A 16,396-nucleotide genomic window follows, 5' to 3' on the forward strand; every position below is an offset into this window, starting at 1 on the left:
TTATGATACACCGTGTTAGGGCTGACCCCTGTGATGCAAGGATTTTCAGCTATTTTACCTTCTTCTCTTGCACATGAATATACTTCTAGCGTCTGATAATCTAGAGACTGTCACCTTTTCTTTCTTTTTCAGCAAGCCCTAAGTAATAAGAGCGAACATGATATAACGGGCGAGAACCCAATTTCACCAGAACAAATTTTGATTGGTGCAATGGGTTCTCGCCCGTTCAATTTATTAAACCCTCATTTAGTTCAATTTCTTCATTGAGGGATCTTTACTAAGAGATTGGTAAAAGATTAATTTAACCAGGAATGACTTGAAGAATCAGTGAGCGTTTATCAAGCGACTGGACTTTTCCCACTGAAGTGAGATCATCGACAATGCGGTCTAGTAATTTTCCAGCTTGATCACGATATTGATGTTCTCGGCCTCGTAAACGAATGGCAAACTTTACTGAATCGCCTTTACTTAACCACTGAGCCGCTTGGTTAATACGTAGATTGTAGTCAGCCGCACCCACATTTGGACGGAATCGTACTTCCTTGACCGTGGGTCTAGCACTCTGAGTCTGACGTTTTTTCTTTTGATACTGAAGCTTACCATAGTTGAGAATCTTCGCCACTGGAGTATCTTTGTCTTGGGAGACTACAACCAGGTCAAGATCCACACTCTGGGCTAGCTCTAGAGCTTCACGGGTGTCTATCAGACCACGATTGTTATTTTCGTGGTCAATCAATAAGACTTGAGGTGACTTGATTTGGGAGTTAATTAGTTGCTTTTGGACTACGATAATGATTTCCTCTCAATTTTTCAAGAGTTTAGTTTTACTAGTAATACTAAGGTAACACAACGTTAAGTATGAGCAAGCTAGTGTATCATCAAAAATTGGCATAGCCAGTACTCTATCAATTTTCAATTGATCAATTATTCCGAGCAGGGTACAGAGCAAGCAGATTTATCTGTGGGTCAATCCAAAATCTAAAATCCAAAATCGATTGATGGGAAAGGAAAAAGTAAAATCCTGAACAGTGAAAAACTGTCTGTCACACTAAACTTGACACAGTACATGGTTCAGCACCATGATGATGACGTTAAGCCGACAACAGTAGCTTTAATCGAAAAAAACAATGGCAAATATTCCCTCAATTCTCGCCTTAGACTTTGATGGTGTAATTTGCGACGGACTAATTGAATATTTTGAGGTAGCGTGGCGTACTTATTGCCAAGTTTGGTTCCCTGCAAACGAAACACCACCAGATGGTTTGGCTTCTCAATTTTACCGACTCAGACCCGTAATTGAAACAGGTTGGGAAATGCCTGTTTTAGTCAAAGCTTTGTTAGAGGGAATTGCAGAAGTAGAAATTCTCCAAGATTGGCATAATATTAACCAGAAAATTTTGCTTCAAAACAATCTCAATGCTAAAGAAATTAGCACCAAATTAGATAAATTACGCGATGAATGGATTGCTGATGATTTAGAAGATTGGTTGAGTTTGCATCGATTTTATCCAGGTGTAATTGACAAACTCAAATCGACAATTGCCAGCACCAGGAAACTATATATTATCTCTACAAAAGAGGGACGTTTTGTCCAGCAATTATTACAGCAAGAAGGGGTAGATTTAGGTTCAGAAGATATTTTCGGTAAAGAAGTGAAGCGTCCCAAATATGAAATTTTACGAGAATTAATTCAATTACACAAAGTTCCGCAAGAAACAGTCTGGTTTGTGGAAGATCGATTAAAAACATTACAGTTAGTAGATCAACAAACAGACCTGAAAGATGTAAAACTCTTCCTAGCAGACTGGGGTTACAATACTCCTTTAGAAAAAACTACAGCCCAAAATGATCCACGTATTCAGTTATTATCATTGTCTCAATTTGGGCAAGATTTTTCGGAATGGGTTTAGTTGTTTGTAGTTAACTACAAACAAATTAAGATAATTCCTGTTGTAACCGCTTGTGAAAGGCTTCGATTCCAAAATTTGCGATCGCCATTTCTCGCAACCACTCACCGTTACATCGTTGATCTTCGCCTTTGAGGATTTCTATACAAGCCGCAGCTACAGCATCAGGATCGCGGTGTGGGACTCGCCATCCGAGTTTACCATCTTGTAGTGGCTCGGCGGAACCATCAGCATCACCAGATAGTACGGGTACACCACAAGCCATTGCTTCTAAATAGACAATCCCAAACCCTTCTTGAGAAGGCATAATATAGGCATCAGCTAGGCGGTAGTGTTCCACTAGTTCTTCTGTGGGTACAAAGCCAGCAAACACAACGCGATCGCTAACTCTCAAATCTTGTGCTAGCTTGGCAAGACGGGGTTGATCATCACCACGACCTATAACTAAATATTTCACTTCTGGGAAAACTTGAGCTATTTGTGGTAAGGCTCGAATTGTGATATCCACGCCCTTGTAAATATCACCAGACCACAACCGCGCTACAGTCATTAATACTTTAGCTCTTTGTAAACTATAGCGTTCAATTAAATTAACTGGTTTGTCTCCAGGAGTCAGGCAATCGCCATCCACAGCACAAGGTAAAATTTTGATGCGATCGCGATTAAGATGATTGGTTATACAGGCAACCTCACGAGTGTAGCGGCTAATTGTCCAAACTTGGGCTGCTTTTTGCAAACTCGATTGCATGGACTTTGGTAATGGTTCCCAAACCTCTTTACCATAGGTGATCACAGTATAAGGAATTCCCAGCAATTGGCATAACATCCCCACCAAAGGCGACAGCTTGATATGACCACAAAAAACACGCTGGGGTCGTTTGCGGATCAGATGAGTGAATAATGCGATCGCCATTTTCACTCGTCCAAGTTGGGGAGATGTAGTTTTAAAATAATGAAATTGGCAGCGTTCAGATATAAAAGGATTCGTGCAATCAGGGGCATCGCGTAATATAAATATATCTGCATGTATTGGTTTAGCTAATTTCAAATAAGCTTGAAAAATATCTTTCACATAAGATTGGATTCCACCTTCACAGGAAAAAATTTCCAAAAACACGAATACATGATTAATCGGTGTATTGATTGATTTGTTAAAGTCTAAGTTTTCTTTGATTGGCGAAGTTAGCATTTGTAGTCAAACTCGTGATGATTCAAATCTAAAAAATATCAGGTTAAAATCAAGTAAATCCAACTAAATATTAATTTGGATATACATGAATAGGATGCTTTAAAATCCTAACAAATGCGTTACCGGAAACCGAATGTTGACTTTACGGAATTGAATATTTTTTTGAGTCTATACTTAATCTTAGCTTTATATTTTTTTGACAAAAATAAGTAATTTTTCTGATAAATATGTTGCGATCGCAGTTTCCACAACCGCTTCAGAATGAATTTTAAGGCTAGTAGCTAAAGTCTTCTAAAGTACCATTAATAAAAGAACCCGCGCAGGCGGGTTTGGTTTGTATAGCCGCGATTTACAATCGCCAGGGCTGAATAGAATTTAACTTTTAGATTTGATGTCCAATCTACGTGTTTTTTCAGGATTACATTTGGACTACTATAGATCAATTAACATCTGTGGAATTCAGCTTATTTTCATCTTGTTCTTGAACAACGATGTAAATATTGATCAAAGTGGCACAAATGAAAAGGAAAAAGGCTAACCAAAATCCAAAGCTGTAATTCACAAGAATTAAACCTTGTCCTTGTTTGAGAATTTCATTATCAATTTTAGATTTAACGATTAATAATAAAATAAAGCCTGCGGCTCCACACCCTGCTGGAATAACAGCACTTTTTTTAGCTTTGAGAAAGCTAGTACCTAAACCAATAGCTCCAGAAAGAAAAGCCAGTGCAGCTAAAGGTTCACCAGGAATTTTTTCTTTTTTTGCTGGTTCTCCAAAAATGCTTGGTGATTGAATTTCTTTGCCAGTTGCTACTTCAACTCCATTTAAAGTGACTAGTGGTTCTTGACGACAAGAAAGAGTAATAAAAGGTAAAAAAAAGCAAATTAATGTTAAACAAAAGAGTGCAGGTGAAATATTTTTAGTAGGATTATTCATTCTTTTTGCACTTAAGTAATTCTTTAAGTATAAGCATAAGACTTATGCAGGTGTCACACACAATTCTCATGTTTTGTTTGTAGTGAGGACTTTAGTCCTTGATTCTGAGGACTAAAGCCCTTACTACAAACTTAAATTACAAACTAGGTATTCTTTCCTTCACAAAAAGACATAATTAGGTAAAATTAAGTAAAGCAATTTATGCAGTTGTAAAACAAAGGCGTCAGCAATCTCATGCAGCTGAAATTCAGTGCATCTCGGCTTTCCTTAACTCCCCTACTGTTAATCGCACCCTTCTTTTTATGGGGAACGGCGATGGTGGCGATGAAAGGAGTAATTTCCCACACAACACCACTGTTTATGGCGGGGGTGCGGATAGTCCCAGCAGGGGTACTGATTTTAATTGCAGCAGCTTTCATGGGGAGACCCCAACCTAAAAGCTGGACTGCTTGGCTGTGGATTGGTTTATTCGCCTTGGTAGACGGGGCTTTATTTCAAGGCTTTTTGGCTGAGGGATTAGTCAGAACTGGTGCTGGGTTGGGATCAGTGATGATCGACTCACAACCATTAGCAGTTGCTTTGATGTCTTCGTGGCTATTTCAGGAAAGAATTGGTTTGTGGGGATGGTTAGGACTTTTATTAGGTGTGACGGGGATCAGTTTAATTGGCTTACCTGATGAGTTGATTTTAGGTCTTTTGTCTCACAAAACTCCCGAAATTCTGCTTTCTCCGACTCTCCCATTTCTAAATTCTCTGTTTGCTAGTGGCGAATGGTTAATGCTGTTAGCAGCGTTGAGTATGGCGGTGGGTACGGTAATGATCCGTTTTGTCAGCCGTCATGCTGATCCCGTCACTGCTACAGGATGGCATATGGTTATAGGTGGTTTACCGTTATGGGGGATTTCATCGGTTGCAGAATCCCAACAATGGCAGAATCTCGTACCATCAGACTGGGCAGCTTTAGGGTATGCTACGGTATTTGGCAGTGCGATCGCCTATGCATTGTTTTTCTATTTTGCGTCTAGCGGTAATCTTACTAGTCTGAGTTCTCTAACTTTTCTCACGCCTATATTTGCTCTATTATTCGGCAATTTATGGCTGCAAGAAATCCTCAGTCCTTTACAGTGGATAGGAGTGGGTTTGACTTTAGTTAGTATTTACCTGATTAATCAACGCGACGTTTTAGCTGGTGTGGAGGGGATTGGGGATCAGGGACAAGGGGAACAAGAGGACGCGGGGACAAGGAGGACAACTAATCAGTTAACAGTTAACAGTGTAGACGCGTCAGCGGCTTGCCGCAGGCTACAGTGACCAGTTTAATTTGATAACTGATAACTGATAACTGATAACTGATTCATGCCCAATGCCCAATAAAAATTGACCATATCACTTTTCTGGTGCTTCTGATTGCAGAACGGCTTGACAGTATTCGATGATAATTGTGAGGCGATCGCTAATCGTTTTGAGTCGATCAGCAGCAGTAGCAGCTTGTCGCGCACCTTGAAAAAACATGATGTCAATTTCCAATAGTCGCAGTTGCTTACTCATCTCTGTCCTATAGGATAGTTCCCGCGTTTTTTCCTCTGCTAAAGGTAAAATCTCCTGCTGAAAAAATAGTTGTAAAGACAAAAGATGCTGTCGCAGTTGCTGGACATCAGTTTGGTGAGTTGCTGTTTGTGAGCGGAGTTGCTCTAATAGTACTACGAAGGTGTGATATCTCTCTTTATTAACGGACATTCAGTGCTAATTGAGATACTATTAATGTCAAGTAATTTTTCCTATACAATATTCTTCTCTAACCTTTTGTTAAGGTTATGGACTCCAAAATATTAAATTTGGAGTCTGATTTGGCATCATTAGACTCTAATGACTATTATGCTTGACACCTAATACAGGATGATTTGCAACAAGCTGTTTGTTTGAGCAATTATCCTGGGATCGCTTTTTCGTTCGCCGTGTCAGCAGCAATATAGTTTTTCGATGACATTTTCGTTAACTGTGTTCACTCCTCCCTTTAAACCACCGAATTATCTCCAGCCCCGCTATATTTTATGATCAGCAGCACAATTGTCAACCACCCTATTGATGTAACTCTTCCAGAATGGCTAGAAACTTGTTTACGTACACCGCCGACAGACAGTGCCGCAACGGAAGAAGACCGAAAATATTATGATACAAGTTTGATTTGTCGAGCCTTTGAGTTTGCTTATCAGCTGCATCACGGTCAGTACCGCAAATCAGGAGAACCATATATCTGTCATCCGATTGCTGTAGCTGGAATGCTGCGTGATTTAGGTGGTAGTGCAGCTATGATAGCAGCTGGATTTCTCCATGATGTAGTGGAAGATACAGATGTTACAATTGAAGATATAGAACAGCGTTTTGGCTCAGAAGTTAGATGCTTAGTTGAAGGCGTCACCAAGCTTTCTAAAATTAATTTCAAAAGCAAAACTGAAAGTCAAGCCGAAAATTTTCGGCGGATGTTTTTGGCGATGGCGCAAGATATCCGCGTGATTGTAGTGAAATTGGCAGATCGCTTACATAACATGCGAACATTAGAATATATGCCAGAAGAAAAGCGCCGTCGCACCGCTACAGAAACGCGAGAAATTTTTGCTCCCCTAGCAAATCGCTTGGGGATTTGGCGTTTTAAATGGGAATTAGAAGATTTAACATTTAAGTATTTGGAACCGGAAGCTTTTCGACAAATTCAACAGCTGGTTTCGGAAAAACGCACATTGCGAGAAGAGAGATTAACAAACATTTCCGAAACATTGCGATCGCGACTTGCAGAAGCAGGAATTCGCTGTCTTGATATCAGTGGACGTCCCAAGCATCTTTATAGTATCTATCAAAAGATGCAACGGCAAAATAAAGAATTTAACGAAATTTACGATTTAGCAGCACTGCGAATTATTGTCCAGACAAATGACGAATGTTATCGTGCTTTAGCAGTAGTTCACGATGTTTTCCGTCCAATTCCTGGTAGATTTAAAGATTATATTGGATTACCCAAGCCCAACCGTTACCAATCATTGCATACTGGCGTTATAGGCCCTTGGGGACGACCTTTAGAAGTGCAAATTCGCACATTAGAAATGCACCGTGTAGCAGAGTATGGTATTGCTGCTCACTGGAAATATAAAGAAACTGGTGGTTCTAACGCTAGTCTAACTGCATCGGATGAAAAATTTACCTGGTTGCGGCAGTTATTAGAATGGCAAAGTGATTTAAAAGATGCTCAAGAATATTTAGAAAGCATCAAAGATAATCTATTTGAAGAAGATATTTATGTATTTACTCCCAAAGGAGATTTAATAGCTTTAAAACCAGGTTCTACAACAGTAGATTTTGCCTATCGCATCCACACAGAAGTCGGAAATCGCTGTACAGGAGTGCGGGTAAATGGTAGAATGGTGCCACTTTCGACGCGCTTACAAAATGGTGATATCGTCGAAATTATTACTCAAAAAAACGGTCATCCTAGTTTAGATTGGTTGAACTTTGTTCGGACGAGTGCAGCCAAAAACCGGATTAAACAATGGTACAAGCGATCGCGCCGGGAAGAAAATGTTGCTCGTGGTCGAGAATTATTAGAAAAAGAACTTGGGAGAACAGGTTTTGATAATCTGTTGAAGTCCGAACCAATGCAAGCGGTAGCAGAAAAATGTAATTACCATTCCACAGAAGACTTACTCGCAGGTTTAGGTTATGGGGAAATCACACTCAACTTAGTACTTAACCGTTGGCGAGAAATTATTAAAGCACAGCAGCCGGTTGCTAGTGAGCCAGATCATACCACAAACCTACCCACCACAGCCAAGGCAGCCGCCTTATTACGAGAGGCGACTCTGATCACAACCTCCCGCGCTAGTGATTCCCCTATCGTCGGCGTCGAGGGATTATTGTATCACTTAGCTGGGTGTTGTACCCCCATTCCCGGTGAAGCAATTATCGGTGTAGTGACACGGGGTAGAGGAATTTCTATCCACCGCCAAGGCTGTCACAACTTGGAAAAAGCAGAGTGCGATCGCTTAGTACCAGTGAGTTGGAACCAAGCCTTAGAACACACTGGCCGTCCCGTAACTTACGCAGTGAACTTGCAAATTGAAGCGCTAGACCGAGTCGGAGTCTTAAAAGATATTTTGTCACGGTTGAGCGACCAAGGAATCAACGTCCGCCATGCAAATGTCAAAACATCATTTGGTCAACCAGCGTTGATTGATTTGGGGATCGAAATTTGCGATCGCCCTCAATTAGAACAGATATTTACTCAAATTAAGAAAATGAGTGATATTCTTAATATCCGTCGCATTGGTCAAATTGACGAATAATTAATCATTGATCAGGGTGCGTTCACAGTTATCAGTTAACAGTTATCAGTTAACAGATTGATCAAATCAAATCTTCTTTCTTCTGCATTTTATGCACCTGTGTGGTTTAAATTTCAAACAATTTTTCGTTATTCCACCAAATGTAGAGACGTAGCATTGCTACCTCTCTACTGCATCCTCTAAGAAATCGAGGATCTAGTTCTTTCAAAAATTCCCATTAAATCATCAACTTATGAAGTTAAATTTTTAAACCAAATCCAACAAGCACTATTAAGTAAAGCTGTGAGAATCGCACCAATAATAACCCCCTTCATCAAGGCAAATTTTTCTTGTCTTTTCAGTCGATAAATCACAGGAATTATATATACAAGTTGAGTCATACCAATCCCCAAAAAATAGATTCCAAAAATTGGCTGAAAAAATCTGATGTTATATTGAGAAGCGAGCATTAACTCTATATAAGCAAGAATGCCCAAAATCAAAGTTGCGATGATATGCATTCCCAGAACTAGAAAAATTCCGCCGATTACATAAGAAAATTCATTTCTTCTCGACATGCAGCTTCCTTAATTGCCAAAATTAAATGTTTTATTATTAACCAAATCATACCCCGTACTACCTTCGCGATAAAACATATTAAAAGTATCAAAAGGAATGATTCTTCCATCTGGATGGACGATATGAATACATGATCGCTTCACAGAACGCACATCAAAATTATAGGGATCAAGAAACTGGACAATCATCACCCGAAAAATATTGGCGTAGGTAATTCCTTCGGGAACAGCCAGCATTGGCAAACAACACAAAAGCTGTTTTAATGATGTAGCCGCAGAACTGGGTGAATGACTAGTGGAAAATAACTCAAAAATGTGGCGTTTGAGTTCTGGGTTTTGTTCGTAAAGTACACTATTGGGCATAATTTCCACGAATTTTTCAGGATTAATTAACCCAGTTAGAGGTATAACTTTACCATTAACTTTGAGTGCATAAGCCATTGCCAAACAGTCGGGATGGCAAGGAACAGGTAAAATATCTTCTGGTTTAAAATAAGGGCTTTGTTGTAAAATTGACCTGCGGACTTCCGTGAGAGTATATCTGTCTCGCTTGGGATCAAAGCCTTGCAAGCGTCCAGCGGCTTGGATTGGTTGAAATGTCACTCCGCGTACACAAGGCTGTTGCAAAGCATACTCAATTATTTTGCCGATTTCGTGGTCGTTCAACCCTTTTTTGAGGGTGACAACTAGAGTAGTAGAGATATTATATTCGTTGAGGTGAGCGATCGCCATTTCCCTGACACTACGCAAATCATCACCACGCAAGTCTTTTAGCGCTTCTGCCTCAAAGCTATCAAATTGCAGATATACTTCTATACCAGGCATGTATTGACTCAGGCGACTACAAAAAGTTTTATCTTTCGCAATTCGCACGCCATTGGTATTAATCATCAAATGTTTAATCGGCTTGCTTTTCGCAAGATTCATTATTTTAAAAAACTCTGGGTGAAGCGTCGGTTCACCACCACTTAGTTGCACAATTTGCGGTTCTCCCTCATTCGCCACTACCGCATCAATCATGCTTGCAATTTCTGCTAAACTGCGGTGGCGTCTGGGTTGATGAGAAATATCAGAAAATTCTTCCGCACCGGAATCAGCATAGCAAATTGGGCAAGAAAGATTGCATTTATCTGTGACTTCTATTAAAGTTAAACAACTATGCTGTTCATGATCTGGGCATAGTCCACAATCATAAGGACAACCATATTTGATTGGTGTATTAAACTTAAGTGGCATTTCTCCTGGTTTGATAAATTCCAGGGATTTTTTATAGTATTCAACATCATCAGCAATTAAAACTTCTTCTCGTCCGTGGGTGGGACAGTGTTTAATTAAGTAAACGCGATCGTCTTGGAAAATTATTTTTGCTTCTACCTTGACGAGACACTTGGAACAAACGCTATTTGTCAAAGCATAAAATAAGTAATTGCGAGTAGGCATGGTGCAGAAGTTTGTTTTTAATCTTACACCAATAAACAATAGCAAGCAGCATTTAGAATACTGTCGATGCGTTAATGATAACTGACATCTAAACCCTGTAGAGACGTTGCACTGCAACGTCTCTACATGCCCAAAATCATGACTAAAAATCCTTAACTGTCGGTGCGTTACTGATCGCTGTTATATTGATCACTGATCAGTAATCACCAGATCCCACAGTAAATCAATCCCATTTTCAACATATAGTCATTAGGTAAACTTATTTGCTGATTCCATCTGTGCAATTACCCCTACACCGTAAGCGTATTCTCGTCACAGCGCCCCGCAATTACGCCGCTAGATTATTGCCAGAATTAATTGATCAAGGTGCTTTACCTCTGCTGATGCCAACCATAGAAACTTGTGTAGTAGCAGATTCTACAACATTAGATGCTGCACTGACACAAATAAATACGTTTGATTGGATTGCTTTTACCAGCAGAAATGGCATCAATGCATTTTTTCAACGTTTAGAACAGTTGGGAATAAAAGCTTCGGCGCTGGAAAATTGTCGAATTTCTGCTGTTGGTAAAGATGCAGAAAGATTAACTAGTTTTGGTATAAAAGTAGATTTGCTTCCCCAAGAACCCAGCCCCAAAGGAATTATTGCTGAGTTGGCTAAAATTCCAGATATCAACAAGCAAACTGTACTGGTTCCTGTTCCAGAGGTAGTTGGGATTGCAGAACCGAATATTATTCCTAATTTTCTGGCTGGATTAAAAAATTTGGGTATGGCTGTAACTCGCGTACCAACCTACATCACACGTTGTTTAGACAAGAGTTTATATGATGTAGAGTTAAATTTAATCCGTCAAGGCAAAATAGACGTGATTGCTTTTAGCAGTACTGCTGAAATTTCAGGTTTCTTGCAAATGATCACCTCAAAAGCAGATTATCAGCAGAGTATTATTGCTTGTTTTGGCCCCTATACCGCAGCCAATGCCAAAAATATGGGTATGAATGTTTCTATTGTTGCCAAAAACTACAGTTCATTTGCTGGTTTTGCAGAAGCGATCGCTAACTTCATGTTTTTGCACCCACGTAAGTAATATTACCAGTGACATTGTTACTATTAGCAGGATAAAACGGAGGAATAATACTTACCAGGGTGTTACCAAAAGTCAGATTCTTCCCAGAAATCTACTAGATAAATGTAAAAATATTACATTTTTCTTAACTAGATTAAATTAAGTATTATTGTCTCTTAATATCTTAAATAATTGGTATTCCGGCTCAAGTATTTGCTTTGGCTGGGAAATTGGTCTTTAAAACGTACTTTTTCCACATCTCTTAAGAAAAGAACCATGTCTTCACTCTCGCATCTATCTCATGTATTTTCTGCCTTACCCACAACAGCTGGCTCTAGCTTGGGATTTGAACTTGAAAAAATAGCTGGGAGTTCTCATGCTTCTGCTTTATTACCGCCTCTACAACAAAATCCTCATTATGTGGAAGCATCAACACTGACAGATACTAGCGCCGTATTTCCAAGTGGCTCATTGCTAAAATCTAAAAATTTGAGGTGTATACATACTTTTGCAGGTAATTCCCAAGCTATTGCCCTTAGCCCAGATAGCAAATTGCTTGCAAGCGGCAGCTCGTTTATTAAACTGTGGGATCTGGAAACAGGACAAATAGTTTGCACCTTAAAGGGAAATACAGGTATCCTCAAGTCTATTGCTTTCAGCCCTGATTGCAAAACACTCGCCAGTTGTGGTCTAAGTCAGACTATCGAATTGTGGGATCTAGAGACAGGAAAAATAATTCGCCAATTCACGGGAAAATCCTACGGTGTTAATTCTGTTACCTTTAGTCCAGACGGACAGATTCTTGCCAGTGGCGATCGCGGTAGAACTGTTCAACTATGGAATCTCACAACAGGAAAAGCAATTCGCACCTCCTCTGGACATTTCCCAGTCATGGAACATGGAGATTGGGTGAATTCTGTAACTATTAGTCCTCTTTTCCCTTCCCAAGAAGGATTAGGGGGAATTTTAGCCAGTGGTAGTCACGATAAAACTATCAAACTGTGGAGTCTCAAGACCAAAGAAGCAATTGCTACTCTCAAAGGCCATTTATCCCTGGTTTATACGGTAGCCTTTAGCCGAGATGGGCAAGTTCTGGCGAGCGGTAGTGCCGATGAAACTATTAAACTGTGGGATCTCAAGACAAAACAGGAAATTTGTACTCTCGCTGGACATAGAGATGAAGTTTATTCTCTAGCCTTTAGCCGAGATGGGAAAATTCTGGCGAGCGGTAGCGCTGATAAAACTATTAAACTGTGGGATCTCAAAACAAAAGAGGAAATTTGTACTCTTGCTGGACATGAAAATGAAGTTTATTCTCTAGCCTTTAGCCGAGATGGGCAAATTCTTGCTAGTAGTAGTGCTGACGGAACTATCAGGATTTGGCTGTGTGAATAGCTTTTTGCAAAAGTCGCGATGCATGTGAAAAGAAAAGGGGAAAAGCGAAGAAAAATACCTTTCCCCATTTTCCGTTCCCTGTCTTCACAATCCATTATTGATTTTGATGTTCCTATGGACTCGTTTGGTACTAATCTCTGAGATAGTGTGAAATAAATGATCTGAGTTTTTAAAGACGAAATTTTAATGACGTCAGTAGATTTTCCCAAACACAAAAAAGCTAAAGCCCTCAAACCCGGTAGCCGTCGCCCCGCCAAGGAACTATGCAGTGAATGTGGATTGTGTGATACATACTATGTTCACTATGTCAAGGAAGCCTGTGCTTTTATTAACCAGCAAATAGACGAACTAGAAGCACAGACACACAGCCGTTCTCGTAATTTAGACAACTCTGATGAACTCTATTTTGGTGTTCATCAAGACATGATGGCGGCACGGAAACAACAACCGATTCCCGGCGCGCAATGGACAGGAATTGTAAGTACGATCGCCATTGAAATGCTAAATCGGGGCATGGTCGAAGGCGTGGTCTGTGTGCAGAATACCAAAGAAGACCGCTTTGGCCCTATGCCTGTAATTGCCCGTACCCCAGAAGAAATACTAGCAGCACGGGTAAATAAACCGACACTTTCACCAAATCTCTCGGTGTTGGAACAAGTAGAAAAATCAGGGATGAAGCGGCTGTTGGTGATTGGTGTTGGTTGCCAAATTCAAGCTTTGCGGGCGGTGGAAAAGAAATTGGGTCTAGAAAAATTGTACGTATTGGGTACGCCATGTGTAGATAATGTGACTCGTGCCGGACTGCAAAAATTCTTAGAAACCACCAGTAGATCGCCTGATACGGTCGTACATTACGAGTTTATGCAAGATTTCCGAGTTCATTTTAAACACGAAGATGGTTCAACTGAAACTGTACCCTTCTTTGGCTTAAAAACAAATCAACTCAAGGATGTGTTTGCGCCTTCCTGTATGAGTTGTTTTGACTACGTAAATTCCCTAGCTGACTTAGTAGTTGGGTATATGGGCGCACCTTTCGGTTGGCAATGGATCGTAGTCAGAAATGAACGCGGTAAAGAAATGCTGGAATTGGTGAAAGACCAACTCGAAACTCAGCCCGTCATGTCCCAAGGCGATCGCACAGCTGCGGTGCAACAAAGTATACCAGCTTACGATAAAGCTGTGACTCTACCGATGTGGGCAGCAAAACTTATGGGAGTAGTAATTGAAAAAATCGGTCCCAAAGGTTTAGAATACGCTCGTTTTTCTATAGATTCCCACTTCACCCGCAATTATCTTTATGTGAAACGGAATCACCCACATAAGTTAGCAGCACACGTTCCAGAGTTTGCCAAGCGCATCGTGGGACGGTACAAATTGCCCGAATCATAAATATTAGTTAGTAATTAGTAGTAATGTATTTTTCTTAGTGTCTTAGTGGTTAAAAAATAATTATTGAACCACCAAGGCACTAAGACACGAAGATGACAGTTTATCTTTACCACTAACTACTATTACTAAAACTTATGTTTACTCTCACCGACTCATGTAATGCCTTGATTGTAGGTGCTGGTCAAGGTATCGGTTTAGGATTTGTGAAAAAATTACTGCAATTGCAGGGTATTAATAAGGTTTATGCAACTTATCGTCAGAAAGAGTCGGCTGCTGAATTAATCACGTTATCAGATGTATATGCTGAGAGACTAACTTGTCTGGCTATGGATATTACAGATGAGGCGCTAATTGCTGAAGGTGTACAATTCCTGCGTGGGGAAATAGATAAACTACATTTGGTTGTTAATTGTGTTGGGGTTCTCCATGAAGGAACACTGCAACCAGAAAAAAGTTTGAAGCAAATTAACTCGGAAAATTTGCTGCACTATTTTCAAGTTAACAGTATTGGTGGGGTGTTGCTTGCCAAGCATTTGTTACCGTTGTTTCGTCATAGCGATCGCAGTATTTTTGCTAGTATTTCTGCTAAAGTTGGAAGTATTGGTGATAATCAACTCGGTGGGTGGTATGGTTATCGCGCTTCTAAAGCCGCGTTGAATATGTTAATGCGAAACGTCGCTATAGAGTATGGCAGAACTAGCCCAAAAACCATAGTTGTAACATTGCACCCCGGTACAACTGATACCCGGATTTCTAAACCTTTTCAAAAGAATGTACCACCAGAAAAACTATTTTCGGTAGAACGTACTGTTAACCAATTGCTTGCTGTTATGGAAAAGCTACAAACTGAGGATAGCGGCCAGTTCTTTTCGTGGGATGGTAGTCGTTTACCCTGGTGAGATCGGGGATTGGGGATCGGGGATCGGGGATCGGGGACAAGGGGGACTTGTCAGTTATCAGTTAACTGATAAATGACCAATGACAAATGACTATTGACCAATCTATATAAATCTCTCTAGAGATAATTATTTTTGCAAACGATAAGCTTTAAGATGATTTTATCTTTACAATCTGTACAATCACTTAAAAAACAGACAGGCTGTTTTTTGTTAATTTTGTAACTTTTTTTATTTCCATTGATTGCGTACAGTTTTCTTATTCCAGTATCCAAATTGCCGCATAAGTAAGTCGGTGGGAATAAATGGAACTATGTTAAGGAATGTAAAAAATTGGAAATTAAGTTCGTAGTAAGGACTTCAGTCCTTATTTGAGGACTAAAGTCCTCACTACAAACCTTGAATTATTTCCGCCGTTCTACTTAACTTATGAGATAGATGGCGATGTGAATATTAATTTTTTTCTAAATATGCTTGTTGATATATTGGTTTTTTTTAATAATTAAAATATCGTTTTACTTAAAGATTATAAGATATTCTGCCAGAGCAAAAGTTATGACTAATCAAGTAAAAATATCAAATAATTTGACAAAAGTTTTGGCAGAGAGCAGCAAAGAAGAAGAACTTATGCAAGAAGTTTTTCTGATTATTGAATATTTAACCTCTAAAGAAGAAGTTACAGTAAAGCTAATCTTTGATCGTCTTTATGACGTAGGTTCGTTTCACTTAATAAATAAAAAGTTTCGCTCTCGCCCTGTTAAAAAAGTATTAAAATTTATCGCTAGGATGTCCAAGCCGGCATTTAGAATATTTGCTTGGCATTGGGTGAAAAAAAATTGTCCGCAATTAATTACTGATTGGCTACACCAACAGGTGACTTTTAGAAATAAATTTGTACAAAACACAGCAGTAATTATTGAACAAAAACTTCCTCCAGCTAGTTCTGTTTCAGAATTGGATAATCAGAGTCGAGAAGTTAAATTTTTACGTTCTCAGGTGAAATTGTTAACCCGGACTTTAATTGGGTTAATTGCTGTGTTTTTAGGTAGTTTAGTGTGGCTGAGTCATTATTTCACACTGGGGCGATCGCCTGTACAAAATATTGAACAATTACAACCAGCTTCCATCAAAGAGGCTAACACTGCTACACGTAAAGTTTCCGGGAGCTTGGTAGCCCCTCGGCTTTAGCCAGGGGCGGAAAAGCGACATTGCGGCTTGAGCCGCAGTCTCTAATTTGATAGAATTGAGCAATCCCAGTAGGAATAATCATCGGCGTGTTGAAGCC

14 protein-coding genes are annotated in these 16,396 nt (G+C 39.8%); 8 read left to right on the plus strand and 6 right to left on the minus strand.

Going from position 1 to position 16,396, the window contains the following annotated elements; all coding sequences use genetic code 11:
• Positions 1-301 precede the first annotated feature (301 nt).
• Positions 302-796, minus strand: a complete 495-nt coding sequence (gene infC, locus ACE1AT_RS22230; protein ID WP_374872307.1) for a translation initiation factor IF-3 — start codon at positions 794-796, stop codon at positions 302-304.
• A gap of 331 nt (positions 797-1,127) precedes the next feature.
• On the opposite strand from infC, the gene ACE1AT_RS22235 reads away from it, so the two are divergent.
• On the plus strand, positions 1,128-1,910 hold the full coding sequence (locus ACE1AT_RS22235; protein ID WP_374872281.1) for an HAD family hydrolase: 783 nt from the start codon (positions 1,128-1,130) through the stop codon (positions 1,908-1,910).
• A 25-nt stretch (positions 1,911-1,935) separates the two neighbouring features.
• Here ACE1AT_RS22235 and ACE1AT_RS22240 read toward each other — a convergent pair whose 3' ends face one another.
• Positions 1,936-3,096, minus strand: a complete 1,161-nt coding sequence (locus ACE1AT_RS22240) for a glycosyltransferase family 4 protein (protein ID WP_374872283.1) — start codon at positions 3,094-3,096, stop codon at positions 1,936-1,938.
• 439 nt (positions 3,097-3,535) lie between these two features.
• Positions 3,536-4,033, minus strand: coding sequence for a hypothetical protein (locus tag ACE1AT_RS22245; RefSeq protein WP_374872285.1), 498 nt, complete (start codon positions 4,031-4,033; stop codon positions 3,536-3,538).
• A gap of 234 nt (positions 4,034-4,267) precedes the next feature.
• Here ACE1AT_RS22245 and ACE1AT_RS22250 point away from each other — a divergent pair, with 234 nt between their 5' ends.
• Positions 4,268-5,344 (plus strand): DMT family transporter, encoded by a 1,077-nt coding sequence (locus ACE1AT_RS22250; protein WP_374872287.1) that lies wholly within the window; start codon positions 4,268-4,270, stop codon positions 5,342-5,344.
• Between the two features lie 75 nt (positions 5,345-5,419).
• Here the strand turns inward: ACE1AT_RS22250 and patD are convergent, their stop codons facing one another.
• Positions 5,420-5,770: a heterocyst frequency control protein PatD gene (patD, locus tag ACE1AT_RS22255; protein WP_374872289.1), complete on the minus strand. Its 351-nt coding sequence runs from the start codon at positions 5,768-5,770 to the stop codon at positions 5,420-5,422.
• 314 nt (positions 5,771-6,084) lie between these two features.
• Here patD and ACE1AT_RS22260 point away from each other — a divergent pair, with 314 nt between their 5' ends.
• Positions 6,085-8,367 carry a RelA/SpoT family protein gene (locus ACE1AT_RS22260; protein ID WP_374872291.1) on the plus strand — a complete coding sequence of 761 codons (2,283 nt, stop codon included), beginning with the start codon at positions 6,085-6,087 and terminating at the stop codon, positions 8,365-8,367.
• Between the two features lie 230 nt (positions 8,368-8,597).
• On the opposite strand, the gene ACE1AT_RS22265 is transcribed toward ACE1AT_RS22260, so the two are convergent.
• A complete protein-coding gene (locus ACE1AT_RS22265) occupies positions 8,598-8,924 on the minus strand; it encodes a hypothetical protein (RefSeq protein ID WP_374872293.1) in 327 nt (108 codons plus the stop codon).
• A gap of 9 nt (positions 8,925-8,933) precedes the next feature.
• Positions 8,934-10,364, minus strand: coding sequence for a radical SAM protein (locus ACE1AT_RS22270; RefSeq protein ID WP_374872295.1), 1,431 nt, complete (start codon positions 10,362-10,364; stop codon positions 8,934-8,936).
• A gap of 263 nt (positions 10,365-10,627) precedes the next feature.
• On the opposite strand from ACE1AT_RS22270, the gene ACE1AT_RS22275 reads away from it, so the two are divergent.
• The 5 genes from ACE1AT_RS22275 to ACE1AT_RS22295 all read left to right on the plus strand — a co-directional run bounded on the left by ACE1AT_RS22275 (position 10,628) and on the right by ACE1AT_RS22295 (position 16,299).
• On the plus strand, positions 10,628-11,452 hold the full coding sequence (locus ACE1AT_RS22275; protein ID WP_374872297.1) for a uroporphyrinogen-III synthase: 825 nt from the start codon (positions 10,628-10,630) through the stop codon (positions 11,450-11,452).
• Positions 11,453-11,707: 255 nt separating this feature from the next.
• A complete protein-coding gene (locus ACE1AT_RS22280; protein ID WP_374872299.1) occupies positions 11,708-12,826 on the plus strand; it encodes a WD40 repeat domain-containing protein in 1,119 nt (372 codons plus the stop codon).
• Between the two features lie 186 nt (positions 12,827-13,012).
• On the plus strand, positions 13,013-14,215 hold the full coding sequence (locus ACE1AT_RS22285; protein ID WP_374872301.1) for a Coenzyme F420 hydrogenase/dehydrogenase, beta subunit C-terminal domain: 1,203 nt from the start codon (positions 13,013-13,015) through the stop codon (positions 14,213-14,215).
• Positions 14,216-14,349: 134 nt separating this feature from the next.
• A complete protein-coding gene (locus tag ACE1AT_RS22290) occupies positions 14,350-15,114 on the plus strand; it encodes an SDR family NAD(P)-dependent oxidoreductase (protein WP_374872303.1) in 765 nt (254 codons plus the stop codon).
• Positions 15,115-15,666: 552 nt separating this feature from the next.
• Positions 15,667-16,299, plus strand: coding sequence for a hypothetical protein (locus ACE1AT_RS22295; RefSeq protein WP_374872305.1), 633 nt, complete (start codon positions 15,667-15,669; stop codon positions 16,297-16,299).
• Positions 16,300-16,396 lie beyond the last annotated feature (97 nt).

The organism is Pelatocladus sp. BLCC-F211, from assembly GCF_041928655.1.
Taxonomy (GTDB): domain Bacteria; phylum Cyanobacteriota; class Cyanobacteriia; order Cyanobacteriales; family Nostocaceae; genus Pelatocladus.